We start from the raw sequence: 15391 nt of genomic DNA, 5'->3' as shown, positions 1-15391 counted from the left end.
AGCGCAGGCCGAAGAAAAATTAAACAGGGTAGATTGAGTTCAACCGATCTATCCTCCATATCAAAGACAATGAATTAAAACTCGCAGGGAGCTTGCGACTGGGCAACACATGTCGCACAGCGCCTTAATCCCGCAATAATTGGAGAAAGTAATGGCGACTCATTTTGACTATATCTGTATCGGTGGCGGTAGTGGTGGTATTGCTTCAGCAAACCGAGCAGCGATGTATGGTGCTAAAGTTGCGCTGATTGAAGCTCAGGATCTAGGCGGCACGTGTGTAAACGTAGGTTGTGTACCGAAGAAAGTCATGTGGCATGGTGCTCAGGTGGCTGAAGCGATGAACCTATACGCTGAAGACTATGGTTTTGACGTTGACGTGAAAGGCTTTGACTGGAGCAAACTGGTTGAAAGTCGTCAAGCTTACATCGGTCGTATTCACCAATCTTACGATCGCGTACTTGGCAACAACAAAGTCAATGTTATTAAAGGCTTCGCTAAGTTTGTTGACGAGAAAACCGTTGAAGTGAACGGCGAGCACTACACCGCCGATCACATCCTAATCGCTGTAGGTGGTCGTCCAACGATTCCTAACATCCCAGGTGCAGAGCACGGCATCGATTCAAACGGTTTCTTCGAACTAAGCGAGCAACCAAAACGCGTAGCGGTTATTGGTGCTGGTTACATCGCCGTTGAAATTGCTGGCGTACTTAGCGCTCTTGGCACAGACACTCACCTTTTCTGCCGTAAAGAATCACCACTGCGTAGCTTTGATCCAATGATCATCGAGACGCTGGTTGAAGTGATGGAAGCGGAAGGCCCAACACTACACACCCACTCAGTGCCAAAAGAAGTGGTTAAGGAAGCCGATGGCAGCCTGACGCTTCACCTAGAGAACGGCAACACGCAAAACGTCGATACACTGATCTGGGCTATTGGTCGTCATCCAGCAACCGATGCGATTAACCTAGCATCAACGGGTGTTGAAACTAATGACCGTGGTTACATCAAAGTTGATGAATACCAAGCGACCAACGTGCCTGGTATCTACTGTGTCGGCGACATCATGGAAGGCGGTATCGAGCTAACGCCAGTGGCCGTTAAAGCAGGTCGTCAGCTATCTGAGCGCCTGTTTAACAACAAGCCAGAAGCCAAGATGGACTACAACCTAGTACCAACGGTGGTATTTAGCCACCCGCCAATCGGCACTATCGGCCTGACAACCCAAGAAGCTGAAGAGAAGTACGGCAAAGACAACATCAAAGTCTATACGTCTGGCTTTACCGCAATGTACACAGCGGTCACTAAGCATCGCCAACCATGTAAGATGAAACTGGTCTGTGCCGGTGAAGAAGAAACCGTAGTAGGCCTACACGGTATCGGCTTCACGGTAGATGAAATGATCCAAGGCTTCGGCGTTGCAATGAAGATGGGCGCAACCAAAGCAGACTTTGACTCTGTGGTGGCTATCCACCCAACGGGCTCAGAAGAGTTTGTTACCATGCGTTAATCAAACCAAACGACAAAGCAGGCCAATGGCCTGCTTTTTATTGCATCCATTTATTAATCGAGCGTCAATACAAAGTCTCATGGTTGTTTCGAAATTGAATAGGAGTCATGCCAAACCTAGCTTTAAACGCTTTTATAAAGGAAGAATCATTTTGATACCCCACTTTATGAGATATAGATTGAATGGGTAGTCCTTCCTCCAGCAATGGCAAAGAACAAACTAATCTCAAATGCTGCCTCCACAAGGAAAATGAAGTACTAAATTCTTTGCTAAACAGTCTAGTCAATGTCCTTTGAGTAGCGCCTACAGCATTACTCCACTCGCTCAACGTGTAGTTTAGAGATGGCTCTTCAGTAAGTTTCTCAAAAATTAACTTAATGCGTCTATCACGAGGTATCAACAAGCTAAAGTCTCCCGTCTGACTTTCCTTCATTTGGTCGTAAAGGACTTCAATCAAGCGAGCCGTTCTTATTTCACTATCCAGTGACTCAGATTCGCACTCTTTCTTTAAGGTCAACATCAGCTCGCGCATAAACGCAGAGACTGAAACCGACATAATTCGATGTTCAAACTCAGGGCATATATTAGGATTAATGTATATGCCCAAGAATACTGTGTCAGTCAATGCACTAGAGGCATGAACGACACCTGCCGGAACAAGGACGGCTGTCGTCCTCGGTACCAAAAACTTACTTTGTTTAGCTTGAGTCTGTAACAGACCTGTAACCGGATAAACCAACTGATGCCATGTATGCACATGAAAGTCCTCCTCCATTCCTTTTGCCATATGGATAATTTTGCCTACAGCAGATGATGTAATCCTAAGATCAATCATTTTATTTGCAGGAATATTTTGTCCACTTAAGTCCATTAGCCGTCCTTACAGCCTTAATTGATCGTTATATTCATAATGTATCATAACACTAACAAATAAGTCATAAGAATCATTAGGTTAAATGTTATGCATAGATTATTGAGGAACGCCCAATGGCACTGCCGATAGTTATAATTGGGACGGGAGCTAGCGGCATCGCTGCAGCTAAAGCCATCAGGAAGATTAACTCAGAAGTAGAACTAATTCTCATCACTAATGGGGATGGCTATACGTACACAAAGCCCAAGCTATCACTAATATGCAAGAATGACTTTGACGAGCAATCACTGAATATAAAAAACAAAAAAGAAATAGAGACCACTTTATCATGTTCTGTATTATCAAATGTTCAGGTAATTTCGATCAACACTGAAGAAAGCTACATTGCACTAGATAATAACCAAAAAATCGCATTCCACTCTCTAGTCATAGCATCAGGAGCTACACCTAAAAAGTCCACTGCATCTTTGACATCAACGTTTTTTATCCATAGCTACAACTGTATTGAAGGCTATAGGAAACTATTGAAAAGAATAAAAAATGCTAAATCGGTAGCGATAGTAGGCGCTGGGGTTGTTGGATGCGAGATAGCGTATGATCTTTCTTGTAAGCTTGAGCAGGTTTACCTTCTTTGCAATAAAGAACTTATTTTAAAAAACACTGCACCAAAAAGCATTAGCAATGAAATTGAACATCGTCTATCACAAAGGAACGTTAAAGTACTAAAGAATTGTGAAGATATCTCATACAAGAAAGAGAAATCAACAAACGAAATACATTTCAGTTCTAATCAAGAAAAAAAAATCTTACCTGTTGATTTAGTTATAGAAACTATTGGGATAAAACCTAATGTTGGATTTATTGAGGGTAGCCATATAAATATAAATAATGGAGTCATTGTCAATAACCAGCTTAAAACTAATATAGACAATATTTACGCATTAGGTGATTGTGCAAGTTACAAAGGAAAAACAATAAGCAACCTTCAATTTATAAATAAATGCGCACTTATTATATCTGAAAATATTTTTGATAAAAAATCAAAATTAGAAGAAAACAATTACAACTTATTCATTAAGGTTGGACTTCCAATAATAAACCAAACATTCACTATATAAAAAAGGAGAAAATAGTGAAAAAGTATGTATGCGTTGTATGTGGGTACATATATGACGAAAAAAGTGAAGAAAATGAACATTTATTTCATAATCTGCCAGATGATTACATTTGTCCAGAATGTGATGAAGGAAAAGATGCTTTCCAACTAATTAATAACTAATAATAAAGGAATAATAATGAATTCATATCCAAACTATCTGACTTTTTCTGAGCTCAGCAAAAATCCCACTTTCACAGATCAATTTTTTCAAACCGAAGTAAAAATTGAAAAAAATAAAGTTTTTTATCCTAAAAATAGAAGCCTAGAACCTTACTTTTCTAATGAATTTGATAGCCAAAAATTTGGGGCTGCACAGTTTCTAGGTTTCTTACACGATACAATCGCTGTGGAGCACAATATTGTGATCCCCGCTATCAGAGATTTACATCTTCTACCAATTGAAGTTCCACAAACCCCGCTGGAAGATTTATATAAACTTGTGACAGATGAAGGTCATCACGCAGCCCAAGCTCTTACATTTATAAATGCAATAAAAGATTTATTTCATCTGGAAGTGTATGAGAAAGACAAGGAAATGCCATTATTTTTGAGAAAGCTATTTGACAAGAAAGAGTTTTTGGAGACTGAAAGAGATATCGCTATATTTAATATGATAATTGGTGTAGTTACTGAGACGAGGATCTCTAAAGAATTAGGGTTATTCACAAATGATGAGCTAATTAATTCAGCAGTAGTTGATAACTGTCGTTCCCACCAAGAAGATGAAGTAGTCCATGCATCTCAGTTCAGAGCACTAGGAAAGTGGTCCTGGGAAAATTTTAATGATAGGCAAAGAGAAATTGTTGCAAAAATATATGCTGAAACCACTATTGCTAGGAGTTATCCGGATATTGATAGACTAGGATTCTACTTTTCTCAAGCTTCTGGGATAAATCGTAATGAATCCAGAAAGATTATATCTGAAGTGTACACTCAAGATGTTTTGATGGAAGAAATGCTCCTTGCTGCAAGGCCGACCATCGCTTTTCTAAAAAACCTCGGAATACTCGACTACTCATCAGCAACGCAGACACTAAAAAGTGCAGGTATAGAGGTATAGGGATCTTATGACTGAATTTATTAAATCAAGCATTAGAAGCTCATTTCTATTGTGGATAAGTGTAATAAAGCTAATGATACCAATTGCAATAAGTGTCAAGCTATTGGATGAAGTAGGAGGAATACACTTTATCGGTACTTTATTAGAGCCAATCATGATATCAGTTGGCCTCCCAGGAATTATGGGGCTGGTATGGGCTGTAACCATGTTTACTAATTTATGGACAGGTGCATTACTCTTCGTAACGTTAATTGGTAACGTTGAAGTAACATCAGCTCAAGTAACAATTCTTGGGATTATGATGTTAATATCACATGGCCTTCCTCTTGAGATTCGCATGGTTCAAAAGTGTGGCGTGAGTGCTATTTTCTCACTTATTTTAAGACTAAGTGGATCATTAATTCTTGCCTATTTATTTAACTTTGCGTTCAATACTTTCAACCTATTAAATGAGCCTGCACTTGTGATGATAGGTGAGGCAAGTTCACTACAAGAATCATTTTCTTCATGGTGTGTATCTCAATTAAAGAGCTATATTTTGGTATATTTCATGCTAGTTGGACTAGTCCTAACTCTTGATTTACTGAAAAAATTTAACCTAGTTCATAAGTTAGGAAAAATACTATCTCCATATTTTAGCTTAATAGGAGTCTCAAAAAACTGTGCTCCTATAACATTTGTTGGTATGACACTTGGACTCGTGTATGGGGGAGCTCTACTCCTTGAAGAAGTAGAGAAAGGAGAGTTAGATGAGGATGATGTTCTGCTTTCCGTTACCTCGATGAACTTATTCCACTCAATAATAGAAGATACTATAATTATATTCATGATGGGTGGAGCATTGTTTTGGATTTTAGTCGTTAGATTTATTTATACTGCTATCGTTATGAAGTTGATCTCAATATTGATTAAATTAAACGAACAAGCAGTATGGAAAATAATAAAAAATTAAAGGTAAGCTTATGTGTGGGTTTATATTTATACACTCAAAATATAAAAATAAAAACCTAAAAGAGACAGCTCTGAAAATGTCTAAAAAAATTAGACATAGAGGTCCAGATGACTCGTCATCCATATCCAATGACACATTTTCAATGACCCATGAAAGGTTATCTATTATTGGTATTGAAAATGGTAAGCAACCAATTCATAGCAACGAACTAGATTTATATCTTGCTGCAAATGGTGAGATATACAACCATATTGAACTCAAAAATAATTATTCTAATTCATATTATTTTGAAACTAATTCAGACTGTGAAGTAATAATTCCATTATTCAATAAATATGGTGTTGAACTGTTTAATTATTTAAGTGGTATGTATGCCTTCGCAATCTATGACTCCAAAACGGACAACTACTTAATAGGGAGAGATCCTATAGGAATAATACCGCTCTACTACGGATTTGATAAAAATAATAATCTTTATGTAGCTTCTGAGATGAAGGCACTTATCGATATATGTGATGTCGTTATGGATTTTCCACCTGGTCACTATATTTGGAGCAAAGATGGTGATACTCCACAACAATACAATCATTACTCTTGGAAAGAGTATGACTCAGTCAAAAATAACGTTTCCAACTTGAAAGTTATTCACGACTCATTATGTACATCTATCGAAAAGCACATGATGTGTGATGTTCCATTCGGCCTACTATTATCTGGAGGGCTAGATTCTTCAATCATTGCATCTGTCGCTCAGAAAATAAGGCGTTCGAAGGGTCTTAATCCTTTGCATTCATTCGCTGTTGGTCTAAAAAACTCTCCTGACTTAAAAGCAGCTAGAGAGGTGGCAAATAGTATTGGAACCATTCACCATGAAGTGATTTACAATATTGAAGATGGCATTAATGCAATTAAAGATGTTATTTACCATCTAGAAACTTACGATATAACTACTATTCGAGCTGCAACACCCATGTACTTAATGGCTAGGCAGATTAAGGCTATGGGATTGAAGATGGTTTTATCTGGAGAAGGAAGTGATGAGCTCTTCGGTGGTTACTTGTACTTCCACAAGGCTCCAAATGCTAAAGAATTTCATGATGAAACCGTTCTTAAACTAGAACAACTTCATAAATACGATTGCCTTAGATCAAACAAAGCTATGGCAGCCTGGGGAGTTGAGAGCCGCGTTCCTTTCTTAGATAAAGAGTTTGTGGAATGTGCGATGACTCTAAACCCCAATTCAAAGATGTGTGGTAACGGTGTGATTGAAAAGAAAGTTCTTCGTGAAGCCTTCATCGACTACTTGCCTGATGAGATTCTATGGCGACAAAAAGAACAATTTTCTGATGGGGTTGGATATTCTTGGATTGATAAAATCCATTCTTATGCTGAAACTAAAGTCTCCACACCAGAGATGGAAAGAGCTAGTTTAAAGTACCCAACAAACACACCGTTAACGAAAGAAGGTTATTTATACCGGAGTATCTTTGAAAGCTTTTTCGGAGGCAGCTCAGCAGTTCTTTGTGTTCCTCATGGCAAAACAATAGCTTGTTCGACTCCTAATGCTATCGCTTGGGATGAATCCTTCCAGTCTTGTGCAGATCCGTCAGGCCGTGCAGTGAAGAATATTCATCGCAATAGTGAATCAGCCTAAGTAATCTGATTTGGGCATCTGAACTTGATGCCCAAATTATCACTTCTGTGCCTTACTGATAGCTTAACTGGTTACCTTTCTCGAAGCGATACAGCACTGCTAGCCCCGGTAATGTCGCGATCGCAACATAAACACCCACATAGGCGGAGCTAAGCAGCATGGCTTCTGTCACGATCAGTGGTGTTAGGCCACCAAAGATAGACAATGCAATGTTATAACCAATACCTAAGCTGGTGGTTTGGTTAGCAGATTGCTGCCATAACAGCGCGGCCAAGTTACCTAAAATAATCGCTGCCAACGTACTGATACCCAACACTGCTAACGCTTGCCAGATGAATTCGCTGGAACCAAGTAGCGCAAACAAGGGGACCGCTGCAAACAGCATAAACAGCGCTCCGACTTTAAATGCTTGTTGTGGTGAGGAACTTTTGTCGACGACAAACGAAAATACGAACAGCAATACCACCAGTACTGACGAGTTGATCAGTGCGAGGTTCTCAATCCCCATCGCTTTGCCCAAGATACCGCTCGCTAGGTTCTGAACATAGAACACCACCGCACCAAGAATGGAGATACAAAACACTTTGGCAATGATCTGACGGCTCGACTTACTTGCTACCGCTTCTGCTTTCGGCAATTCAGGTAGAGAAAGACGCAAATATAAGCTTACGATAATGTTCGCGACACCCACTAGCAGCGGCACTCGCCAGCCCCAAGCACTCATTTCTTCTGCCGTTAAGTAATGCTCTAAGCCTGCAACGATAAGGAGAGAAATGATGACACCGACAATAGAACTCGCAACAATCAAGCTGCTCACACGTGAGCGTTCTGATTTCTTCGCATCGTAGAGAAGGTAATTGATTAGGGTTGGGTATTCGCCCCCAAAGCTAAACGCTTGAATCATTTGGAAGAACAAGAACACAACCACCACGTACTGTCCGACCGTGTCGACTGGTACAAATGCCATCGATACCGTAGCTAAGCCAGTCAGAAGGTTACAAAAAACCAGTGCTCGTTTACGCCCGTATTTGTCGGCGTAGCGGCCAATCACAACGCCGCCAAAAGGTCGGATCAAAAATCTCAGGGCAAATACGCCCCACACCACCAGCTCTGAGTGCTCAATGCCTTGGGTGGCAAATAGCTGGGAAATGTACATAGATATCGATGCGAATACAGCGATATCATAAAACTCCATGGCATTACCAAGGACAGCACTGGTGCGCTGTTTCCAGGTGAGTGACATTCTGTTTTACTCCTCTATAAGTTCTAATTGATTTCCATCGGGGTCTGAACAGAAAAAGTAACGGAAACTACCTAGCCTAGCGTTGTAAATAGTAGTGATGTTGGTGACTTCCGATAATTTTCTATGAAAGGCTTCAAGATCATTCACACGTAAAGCGAAATGGGTGATGCCCACTCTTTTTAACGCGATCAATGATTCAGAAACTGGGGCTGAAACGTCCCCATAAAAATGAAAAAGCTCGATTCTCGAGCCTTGGTTTTCCAACATATGAATGGTGACCTGCTCATCCCGATAACTTCGTTCAAGCTGGTAACCAAACAATGCATAGAAATTTTGGCTGGCGACTAAATCGCTGACCGTTAGCGATACGTGATGAAACTGTCCAGACATGCGACTGTCACTCCATGTTCCACCAGTTTTCTAAAGAAGACCGAATCAGGCTGAGGTTCACAGCCCAGTTTGCATTTGATGATATAGAGTCGCCGCGCTTCTTCCGCCTCTTGGCAACCTCGAAGCAGAGCCACCTCTTGAAAGGTTTTCATCTCAAGAAAGTAACGCACACTGGTGAGCTCATCGTGTGTCAGCGTCAGATTGCCGAACACATAAGGTTTCTCTTCGTCATAATTCGACTGAACTGAATTGGCGGCTGACAAGCTATCAATAGAGATTTGTATCTCTTTATCACTCCAGCATTCAAGCGCAAGGTGATTGACCTTAGGACGGAACGCAATCGCCTGACTGACCACATCGCAAGGTAACGGCGTGATTGGCAAAGAGATGGAGAGGATGTCGTACTGTGAGCCCTGATTGGTCACGATATCGACGCGGTTATGGCTCGCTTTCGCTGACTCACGGAAATTGTGGGCCCCTTGACTGTTCCACAGGTTAATGCCCGGCTTGAGACGCGAATGGAGGTTTTTATACAGCTCGTCGCCCCAATAAGCCAGATGCCATGAATAGTTAGTCGACACGGTTTTTACTTGCTCAAGTTGTGTATCCACTCGAGAGAAAGACACCGTCTGATCGACTCCCATGTACTCAACATAGCGTTTGAATACATGGCACATCGCTTCCATGTCAGCGTTACGTACATCCATGACTTGTTAGTATTATCAGCAAAAAACAATATGCGTATCATACCTTATGCATTTTGTTTTACTACAAAAAGTAAGGCCGAATTAAACGGGTTATCAATAATTGAGGTAAAAGCAGAAAAATCACATTGAGATGCACAAAAGCTTCCAAGGATAATATTAAAAACATTTTATTTAACAAATAGATAAAAATGTTTACATCAAATAAAACATCACCATTAAAAAAACCACTTCGTCACACCATAACCCGCACCAATAATTAATTACTGTACATCCACCCTATCCTATCGTTGGGCAGTACGCTGTTTAGGATGATTCATAATGAGTCTGAGCGTTGAAATGTATTCGCAACCTAACTTTCATATTCAGACAATAGACTCTGCGGCTTTTGACGATCTGCTAGCAATTTCTTCCTATGAAAATCAACAAACACAACACAGCCCTCCTTTTGCTCTTGGCCCTACTTTCCGGCTGTGAAGATGAAACAGCTAAGACTGAAACGACACCAACTGGACGCTGGGTGACGGGTGACATGCACATTCACTCGACGGCATCAGATGGCCATAACTTGATTACCTCCGTGCTGGACATCGGCTATAACAAATACGGTATGGACTACCTGATTTCCACCGATCACGGAGGCTTTAAGAGCTTTGAAATCTCATCAGATAATATGTGGCGAATGGCGCGGCAAGGTTCGTTTATCGTAGATTGGAACAATCAACAAGAGCCACACAACCACGACTATGCCAAAGACAACTTTGAACACGCCAAACACGAACGCGAGTACGCCTTTAACTCCAATATAATGCTGGAGCATCTGAACAATTATCGTCAACAAGAGCTGGCTAGCGATAAACTGCTATTAAAAGGGATGGAATGGACTGCACCGTACGTAGATGAGCACACCACGCTGTTTATCGATGAAGGCTATCATACCTCCGCTGAGCTCAATAGTTTCCATAACCAATACTTCAAGGGCAACCCAAGCGACCAATCAGAGGGAGGAGCAGACAAGCAAAACATGCTGGATGGCGTGGCTTACCTACAACAAAACCATCCAACCAATAGCTTCTTTACCCTAAACCACCCATCGCGCAAGCACGAGTATCGTATTGAGATTATCCGCGAGATGTTGGCAACCGGACCGAATGTGTTTGCAGGCATGGAAGGCGCGCCTGGACATCAGCGTAATCCAGCTGCTCGCGGCTCTTATGAAATGACCCTACCAATCATGATGACCGATATCCAAGGCAAGGAATATAAAGCCTACCATGGAACAACCTATGGAGGCTTCGATTATATGACAGCAAAAGTTGGCGGCGTCTGGGATGCTTTGTTGTCAGAAGGTCATAAGTTTTCGATTTTCGTCGGAAGTGACTTTCACAGCATGCTGAAAGATTTTTGGCCTGGTGAGTACAGCAAAACGCACTTGTACCTGACTGAAGAGTCACCTCAAGGCATTATCAATGCAATAAAAAGCGGCAAATCTTTTGCGACACATGGTGATCTGATTACACAACTCGATTTCCATGTAACCCAAAACGGCCGCAAAGCTGAGATGGGCGAAGTTCAAGCGATCGATCACACTCAGCCAGCCACAGTAAATATTCAATTTACTATGCCAGAAACGAATAATAATGGTGACGCGGTTAACGTCGAGTTCGTCGATGTCATTGTAGGCACCATTACCAATCAGGTATTACTACCCGGTGATGAAATGTATAACCAGCCATACACAGATCTGGCCAAAGTCATTCAGAGCTTCGAAAGCGGAACCGAAAGCTGGTCAAGAGAAGGAAACACAGTATCACTGAGCTTTACCGTTCCAGCACAAGAGAAACCTTATTACCTGCGCTTACGTGGCTCAAATACTCCGAAAGGCACCGATAAATACGTGGATGCTCAAGGTAATCCAATCTCTGATCTTCAAAAAGACCAATCAGACATTGCTACCATGGCGTGGAAGGACTTGTGGTTCTACTCCAACCCAGTTTATATCAACCACCCAACTCAACACTGACTCATAAACTAAAAGCCAATCAGGGTCACTTTACCCTGCGCCATATCTTCCAGCTGACAGGAGAAGTCGACCCTCTTGTCAGCTTCTTTACTGTACAAAGCTTCGAGCTTTTCAAACGCGGATGGGATAAAACTGACATTTTTCAGTCGCAGGCTTTTGCGTGAATTACTGTCGAGAAACGCAAGAGAAGACTTATCGAGCACTCGCTGGCAGGTATCGAGAATGTCTTTGCTCACCAGCTTGCTATGAATTGCTCTTTGCAGGTCTTGCTTACTGATTGCGGAATTGCTGCGCGAGAATACACAAATCGCATAGATGTCGAGAATAGCCACTGCGCGCGGCCTTTGCGTTTCGCCATCCTCGTACACTGCAAGCAGGCACGGAATTTTACTCTCATCAAAGGATTGCTGGCGGATATTGTTCAGCACTAGGCGATCGCTGATTTCACGTTTCATCAGCTTTTCCAGCTGAGATAACTTAGGCAGAGCGAGCTCTTTCTGCACATCGTTGATGTTTTCCAGCGCCCTTTCGCTCTCTTCAGCTCCTTGCACTAATGGTAAGAGTTTGCGGTGCAGCTCTTTGTCATCAAAGGGCTTGGACAAAACAAAACTCGCGCCAGCCGCTTTGGCTTGATTAATCTGCAGTTGATCGTCAACCGTAGTAATCATGCCCATCTTGACGCCCAGTTCGAGCTTTTTGATTTCCTCAATTAAGGTCAGCCCCGTCATGTCTGGCATGTACCAGTCGGTGAGGACGATTTCTGGCTGCCATTGTTTAACCTGTTCAAGAGCATCAAGTGCACTGTCGGTTTTCTGAATAGACAAGCGGCGGTAGCCGAAATTTTCTAAGGCTCGCCTGACGATTTCTAATGTGGCTTTACTGTCATCGACAATCAGAATCTTCACAAATCGCATTCTACTCTTGCTGGGGGCTGTCTAAATTATAGGCACAATTTGTTATGACAACTAAACTTACACTCTATTAGGATTCAAAAAACATGGAATGAGTTCATGGATTTAGCGCCTCTTCTCACCACAGAAAATCTCATTGCCCTGGCGGTCGACATGGGGTTATTCATTTTGTTGGTATGGTTTGTGATTCTATTGTTGATACTTCGCGAGTTTCGCCACTTCGCTCGAGAGGTCGTTCATGGCAAAAATATGGACCGCAATACCTACGAACTGTGCCAGCAATCCGTCGATAGTGCGCTGAATTACACCGCTGAGAACAGCGACACTCTCAATGACCTCATTATTATCCAGCAGGCGTTGGAAGCGCAGGTATCACAAATAAAATCCGCTAATGACGGGGGGTTAAGCGCTCAAGATCAGGAATCGATTGAAGAGCTCAACCAGAAGTTGAGCAAATCGCATCAGTTGATCAAAAAGCTCAAAGGCGACCTCAGCCGCAGCATCAAGGGATTAAGAACCGCTAAAAATAAACTTCTTAAACAATCAGATACCGTCGAAAGCCTGCAACAGGAGAAAGAGCAGCTAGAGAAACAGTTTGAACAGTTGGAGCAGGAATATGTCCAGATCAGTGAGGCTGGCGGTTTTAATAAGCTAGAGAAAGAATACCAGCATGAACGGCAACAACTGCTTGGCATCATAGACACCTACAAGAAAAAAGCCGCAGAGAAAGGTGACGTCGGAGAAGTCAAAGCTCAGCTGGAAGCGGTGCAACAGCAGCTGCACCACATTACCAAAGAGAAAGACTTTGTTGAGAAAAAGTACCTCGACTTACTCAAAGAAGCTGAAGAAAAAAACCAGTAGCAGAGCCACTGGTTTTTCGATTACTTCACGCACATGACATTCAACAGCGATGTGCCTTTCAACTGATTGACCTTACCGCTATAAAACAGTCCAGTACGCTCTGCGCCCCAGTACGGTAAGTGCATTGGCCACTTGTCTCGTGACATCACCTTCGCATCCAACAAAGATTGCCACTCTTTTGCTGTTGCCAGACGCATTCCCATTCGGTAACAGGTCTTATAGGCCATTTCATAGTCCATGCGATTCCATGGCAATTCATGTTCCATATAGAACTGGTCGTTGCCAAACAGAGCGTATGGCACCTTGTACTCGACCCCATTGATGGTGGTGTGTTGACGAATCGACACGCTTTTATCCTGCTTTTGCTTAGGCTCTGCTTTTGGCACCACCTTAGGTTCAGGTCGGCTTGGTGCCGGTATCACCGTTGTCTGCTGTTGTGCCACTCTAGGCGCTGGCTGAGGTTTAGGCTTGGTTGTAGGCTTAGTCATTGGTGCGGCTTTTGCCGTCGGCGCTCCTTTCACCACTTCGCGGACGAAGGCCTCTTTATACTCTGGCAGCTTCTTCACTTTAGCCAGGTCTTGTTTTGCTTCAGCAAAGTCTGTGTATGGACCAATCAGACAGCGGTAGGCTTTGCCTTCCGGTTTCGCCCATACATCCGAATTGATGTGTTGATAGATTTTCTTCGCTTCAGGCAAAGCCAGCGGTTTGCCGTACACACCACACTGGATCCAGAAATAAGACGCCTGACCTTTTGGCTTCTGTTTTCCCCACATCCCTTTGCCTATCGGGCAAGCAGCATCCAGCACAGGTAAGGTGTCGCTAGACGCCTGAGTTGCATCACACAAAAATTCTTCAGCATATGTCGGAGCTGACAACATCGGCAAAGCCAATATTGCGAGGCTCATGAGTGTTACTAAAGGTCGCTTAGATTTAACGGCCATTCTCATTCCCATACTCTTAATTCAAACCTTTAATTCGATGTCCATATCGTGATCGATATAGTGACATTATTGACGGCTTACTGTTGAGAAAATGTCGATGCAAAAAAAGAGCCGTAACATGTTACGGCTCTTAGTGTAGTGAGATATTTATAATCAAATCTTAGGCTTGGATCACCCTTTGTAAATTTTCGGGTTAAATACATCTCGCAACCAGTCACCCAAAAGATTGATAACCAGTACTAATGTCACCAAAACCACACCTGGGAAAGCAGTAATCCACCATGCACCGGAGAAGATGTAGTTAAAGCCAATGCTGATCAGAGCACCCAATGATGGCTGGTCGACCGGAAGACCTAAGCCAAGGAAAGAAAGTGCCGCTTCAGACATGATGGCATTTGCCACCTGAACCGTCGAGATCACCAAGATAGGCGACAAACAGTTCGGCAGAATGTGGCGGAACATGATGCGTGGTGCTTTAAAGCCCATCACACGTGCCGCTTCCACGTATTCTTTTTTCTTCTCAGCCAGTACCGAGGCACGAATTGTCCGCGCGTATTGCGGCCATTCTGCGACACCAATGATCACCACTAGCATCACAACGGCATATTGACTGTAAAAGTCACTGCCAAAGCTGGCTTTGAAGATGGCCGATACGATGATGGCAACCATCATGGTAGAGAACGAAAGCTGTACATCGGCAAAACGCATTAGGAAGCTATCTACACGACCACCAAAGTAGCCCGCAGACAAGCCGATGACGATACCCAACACTAACTGTAGTCCAACCGCCAGAAAACCGATGGTCAGTGACAGACGTGAGCCGTACAGAATGGTCGATAGAATATCACGCCCCTGTTCGTCAGTACCCAAAACAAAACGCTCGTCGCCGTCTTCCATCCAAGATGGTGGCAACTCTGAGTCCATGATATCAATAGACGCCAGATCATACGGGTCTGTCGGTGACAGTATTGGTGCGGCAATCGCCATCACTAGGAATAACATGAACACGGTAAAGCTGGCCATTGCCACTTTGTCGCGTTTGAAATAGTAGAGGAAATCCGATTGTTTAAAACGCTCCAAATGAGACGGAGCAGTTGCTGTTTGACTCATGG

15 protein-coding genes are annotated in these 15391 nt (G+C 42.7%); 8 read left to right on the top strand and 7 right to left on the bottom strand.

Translation table 11 applies throughout. The features are described from left to right. Window positions 1–151 precede the first annotated feature (151 nt). Window positions 152–1507 carry a glutathione-disulfide reductase gene (gorA, locus tag VIC_RS02645; protein ID WP_006957626.1) on the top strand — a complete coding sequence of 452 codons (1356 nt, stop codon included), beginning with the start codon at window positions 152–154 and terminating at the stop codon, window positions 1505–1507. A gap of 64 nt (window positions 1508–1571) precedes the next feature. Here the strand turns inward: gorA and VIC_RS02640 are convergent, their stop codons facing one another. Next, window positions 1572–2378, bottom strand: coding sequence for an AraC family transcriptional regulator (locus tag VIC_RS02640; RefSeq protein WP_006957625.1), 807 nt, complete (start codon window positions 2376–2378; stop codon window positions 1572–1574). Window positions 2379–2494: 116 nt separating this feature from the next. Between VIC_RS02640 and VIC_RS02635 the strand changes: the two genes are divergently transcribed. Genes VIC_RS02635 through asnB form a run of 5 tightly spaced genes read left to right on the top strand, consistent with a single transcriptional unit; the run spans window position 2495 to window position 7206 of the window. Next, window positions 2495–3499 carry an FAD-dependent oxidoreductase gene (locus VIC_RS02635; protein ID WP_006957624.1) on the top strand — a complete coding sequence of 335 codons (1005 nt, stop codon included), beginning with the start codon at window positions 2495–2497 and terminating at the stop codon, window positions 3497–3499. A 14-nt stretch (window positions 3500–3513) separates the two neighbouring features. Further along, on the top strand, window positions 3514–3660 hold the full coding sequence (locus tag VIC_RS26090; protein WP_080555900.1) for a rubredoxin: 147 nt from the start codon (window positions 3514–3516) through the stop codon (window positions 3658–3660). Window positions 3661–3676: 16 nt separating this feature from the next. Continuing rightward, the gene (locus tag VIC_RS02630) at window positions 3677–4600 is read left to right on the top strand and encodes a diiron oxygenase (RefSeq protein WP_006957622.1); all 924 of its coding nucleotides are present in this window, start codon (window positions 3677–3679) and stop codon (window positions 4598–4600) included. Between the two features lie 7 nt (window positions 4601–4607). After that, window positions 4608–5552, top strand: coding sequence for a hypothetical protein (locus VIC_RS02625; protein ID WP_006957621.1), 945 nt, complete (start codon window positions 4608–4610; stop codon window positions 5550–5552). Between the two features lie 10 nt (window positions 5553–5562). After that, window positions 5563–7206 carry an asparagine synthase B gene (gene asnB, locus VIC_RS02620; protein WP_006957620.1) on the top strand — a complete coding sequence of 548 codons (1644 nt, stop codon included), beginning with the start codon at window positions 5563–5565 and terminating at the stop codon, window positions 7204–7206. A gap of 52 nt (window positions 7207–7258) precedes the next feature. Here the strand turns inward: asnB and VIC_RS02615 are convergent, their stop codons facing one another. From VIC_RS02615 to VIC_RS02605, 3 genes are read right to left on the bottom strand one after another with little or no spacing between them, the layout of a single operon-like run. Next, window positions 7259–8449, bottom strand: a complete 1191-nt coding sequence (locus tag VIC_RS02615) for an MFS transporter (RefSeq protein ID WP_006957619.1) — start codon at window positions 8447–8449, stop codon at window positions 7259–7261. A gap of 6 nt (window positions 8450–8455) precedes the next feature. Continuing rightward, window positions 8456–8839 (bottom strand): VOC family protein, encoded by a 384-nt coding sequence (locus VIC_RS02610; protein WP_039951208.1) that lies wholly within the window; start codon window positions 8837–8839, stop codon window positions 8456–8458. Beyond that, window positions 8809–9546: a hypothetical protein gene (locus VIC_RS02605; protein ID WP_006957618.1), complete on the bottom strand. Its 738-nt coding sequence runs from the start codon at window positions 9544–9546 to the stop codon at window positions 8809–8811. The genes VIC_RS02610 and VIC_RS02605 overlap by 31 nt, the downstream gene beginning before the upstream one ends. A gap of 412 nt (window positions 9547–9958) precedes the next feature. On the opposite strand from VIC_RS02605, the gene VIC_RS02600 reads away from it, so the two are divergent. Beyond that, window positions 9959–11566: a hypothetical protein gene (locus VIC_RS02600; protein ID WP_006957617.1), complete on the top strand. Its 1608-nt coding sequence runs from the start codon at window positions 9959–9961 to the stop codon at window positions 11564–11566. A gap of 8 nt (window positions 11567–11574) precedes the next feature. Here the strand turns inward: VIC_RS02600 and VIC_RS02595 are convergent, their stop codons facing one another. Next, window positions 11575–12471: a response regulator gene (locus VIC_RS02595; RefSeq protein WP_029236299.1), complete on the bottom strand. Its 897-nt coding sequence runs from the start codon at window positions 12469–12471 to the stop codon at window positions 11575–11577. 105 nt (window positions 12472–12576) lie between these two features. Between VIC_RS02595 and VIC_RS02590 the strand changes: the two genes are divergently transcribed. Then, window positions 12577–13338, top strand: a complete 762-nt coding sequence (locus tag VIC_RS02590; protein ID WP_006957615.1) for a hypothetical protein — start codon at window positions 12577–12579, stop codon at window positions 13336–13338. Between the two features lie 20 nt (window positions 13339–13358). On the opposite strand, the gene VIC_RS02585 is transcribed toward VIC_RS02590, so the two are convergent. Both VIC_RS02585 and VIC_RS02580 read right to left on the bottom strand, forming a co-directional pair. Then, on the bottom strand, window positions 13359–14279 hold the full coding sequence (locus VIC_RS02585) for an SPOR domain-containing protein (protein WP_080555899.1): 921 nt from the start codon (window positions 14277–14279) through the stop codon (window positions 13359–13361). A gap of 171 nt (window positions 14280–14450) precedes the next feature. Then, the gene (locus tag VIC_RS02580; RefSeq protein WP_006957612.1) at window positions 14451–15389 is read right to left on the bottom strand and encodes an ABC transporter permease; all 939 of its coding nucleotides are present in this window, start codon (window positions 15387–15389) and stop codon (window positions 14451–14453) included. Window positions 15390–15391 lie beyond the last annotated feature (2 nt).

Origin of the sequence: Vibrio coralliilyticus ATCC BAA-450 (assembly GCF_000176135.1) — a bacterium.
Taxonomy (GTDB): domain Bacteria; phylum Pseudomonadota; class Gammaproteobacteria; order Enterobacterales; family Vibrionaceae; genus Vibrio; species Vibrio coralliilyticus.
This window is presented reverse-complemented; position numbering and strand designations above follow the sequence as displayed.

Coding starts and splice junctions, on each gene's coding strand:
- gorA (WP_006957626.1), top strand. CDS start 152: ATGGCGACTCATTTTGACTATATCTGTATCGGTGGCGGTAGTGGTGGT.
- VIC_RS02640 (WP_006957625.1), bottom strand. CDS start 2,378: ATGGACTTAAGTGGACAAAATATTCCTGCAAATAAAATGATTGATCTT.
- VIC_RS02635 (WP_006957624.1), top strand. CDS start 2,495: ATGGCACTGCCGATAGTTATAATTGGGACGGGAGCTAGCGGCATCGCT.
- VIC_RS02630 (WP_006957622.1), top strand. CDS start 3,677: ATGAATTCATATCCAAACTATCTGACTTTTTCTGAGCTCAGCAAAAAT.
- VIC_RS02625 (WP_006957621.1), top strand. CDS start 4,608: ATGACTGAATTTATTAAATCAAGCATTAGAAGCTCATTTCTATTGTGG.
- asnB (WP_006957620.1), top strand. CDS start 5,563: ATGTGTGGGTTTATATTTATACACTCAAAATATAAAAATAAAAACCTA.
- VIC_RS02615 (WP_006957619.1), bottom strand. CDS start 8,449: ATGTCACTCACCTGGAAACAGCGCACCAGTGCTGTCCTTGGTAATGCC.
- VIC_RS02610 (WP_039951208.1), bottom strand. CDS start 8,839: ATGTCTGGACAGTTTCATCACGTATCGCTAACGGTCAGCGATTTAGTC.
- VIC_RS02605 (WP_006957618.1), bottom strand. CDS start 9,546: ATGGATGTACGTAACGCTGACATGGAAGCGATGTGCCATGTATTCAAA.
- VIC_RS02600 (WP_006957617.1), top strand. CDS start 9,959: ATGAAAATCAACAAACACAACACAGCCCTCCTTTTGCTCTTGGCCCTA.
- VIC_RS02590 (WP_006957615.1), top strand. CDS start 12,577: ATGGATTTAGCGCCTCTTCTCACCACAGAAAATCTCATTGCCCTGGCG.
- VIC_RS02585 (WP_080555899.1), bottom strand. CDS start 14,279: ATGGCCGTTAAATCTAAGCGACCTTTAGTAACACTCATGAGCCTCGCA.
- VIC_RS02580 (WP_006957612.1), bottom strand. CDS start 15,389: ATGAGTCAAACAGCAACTGCTCCGTCTCATTTGGAGCGTTTTAAACAA.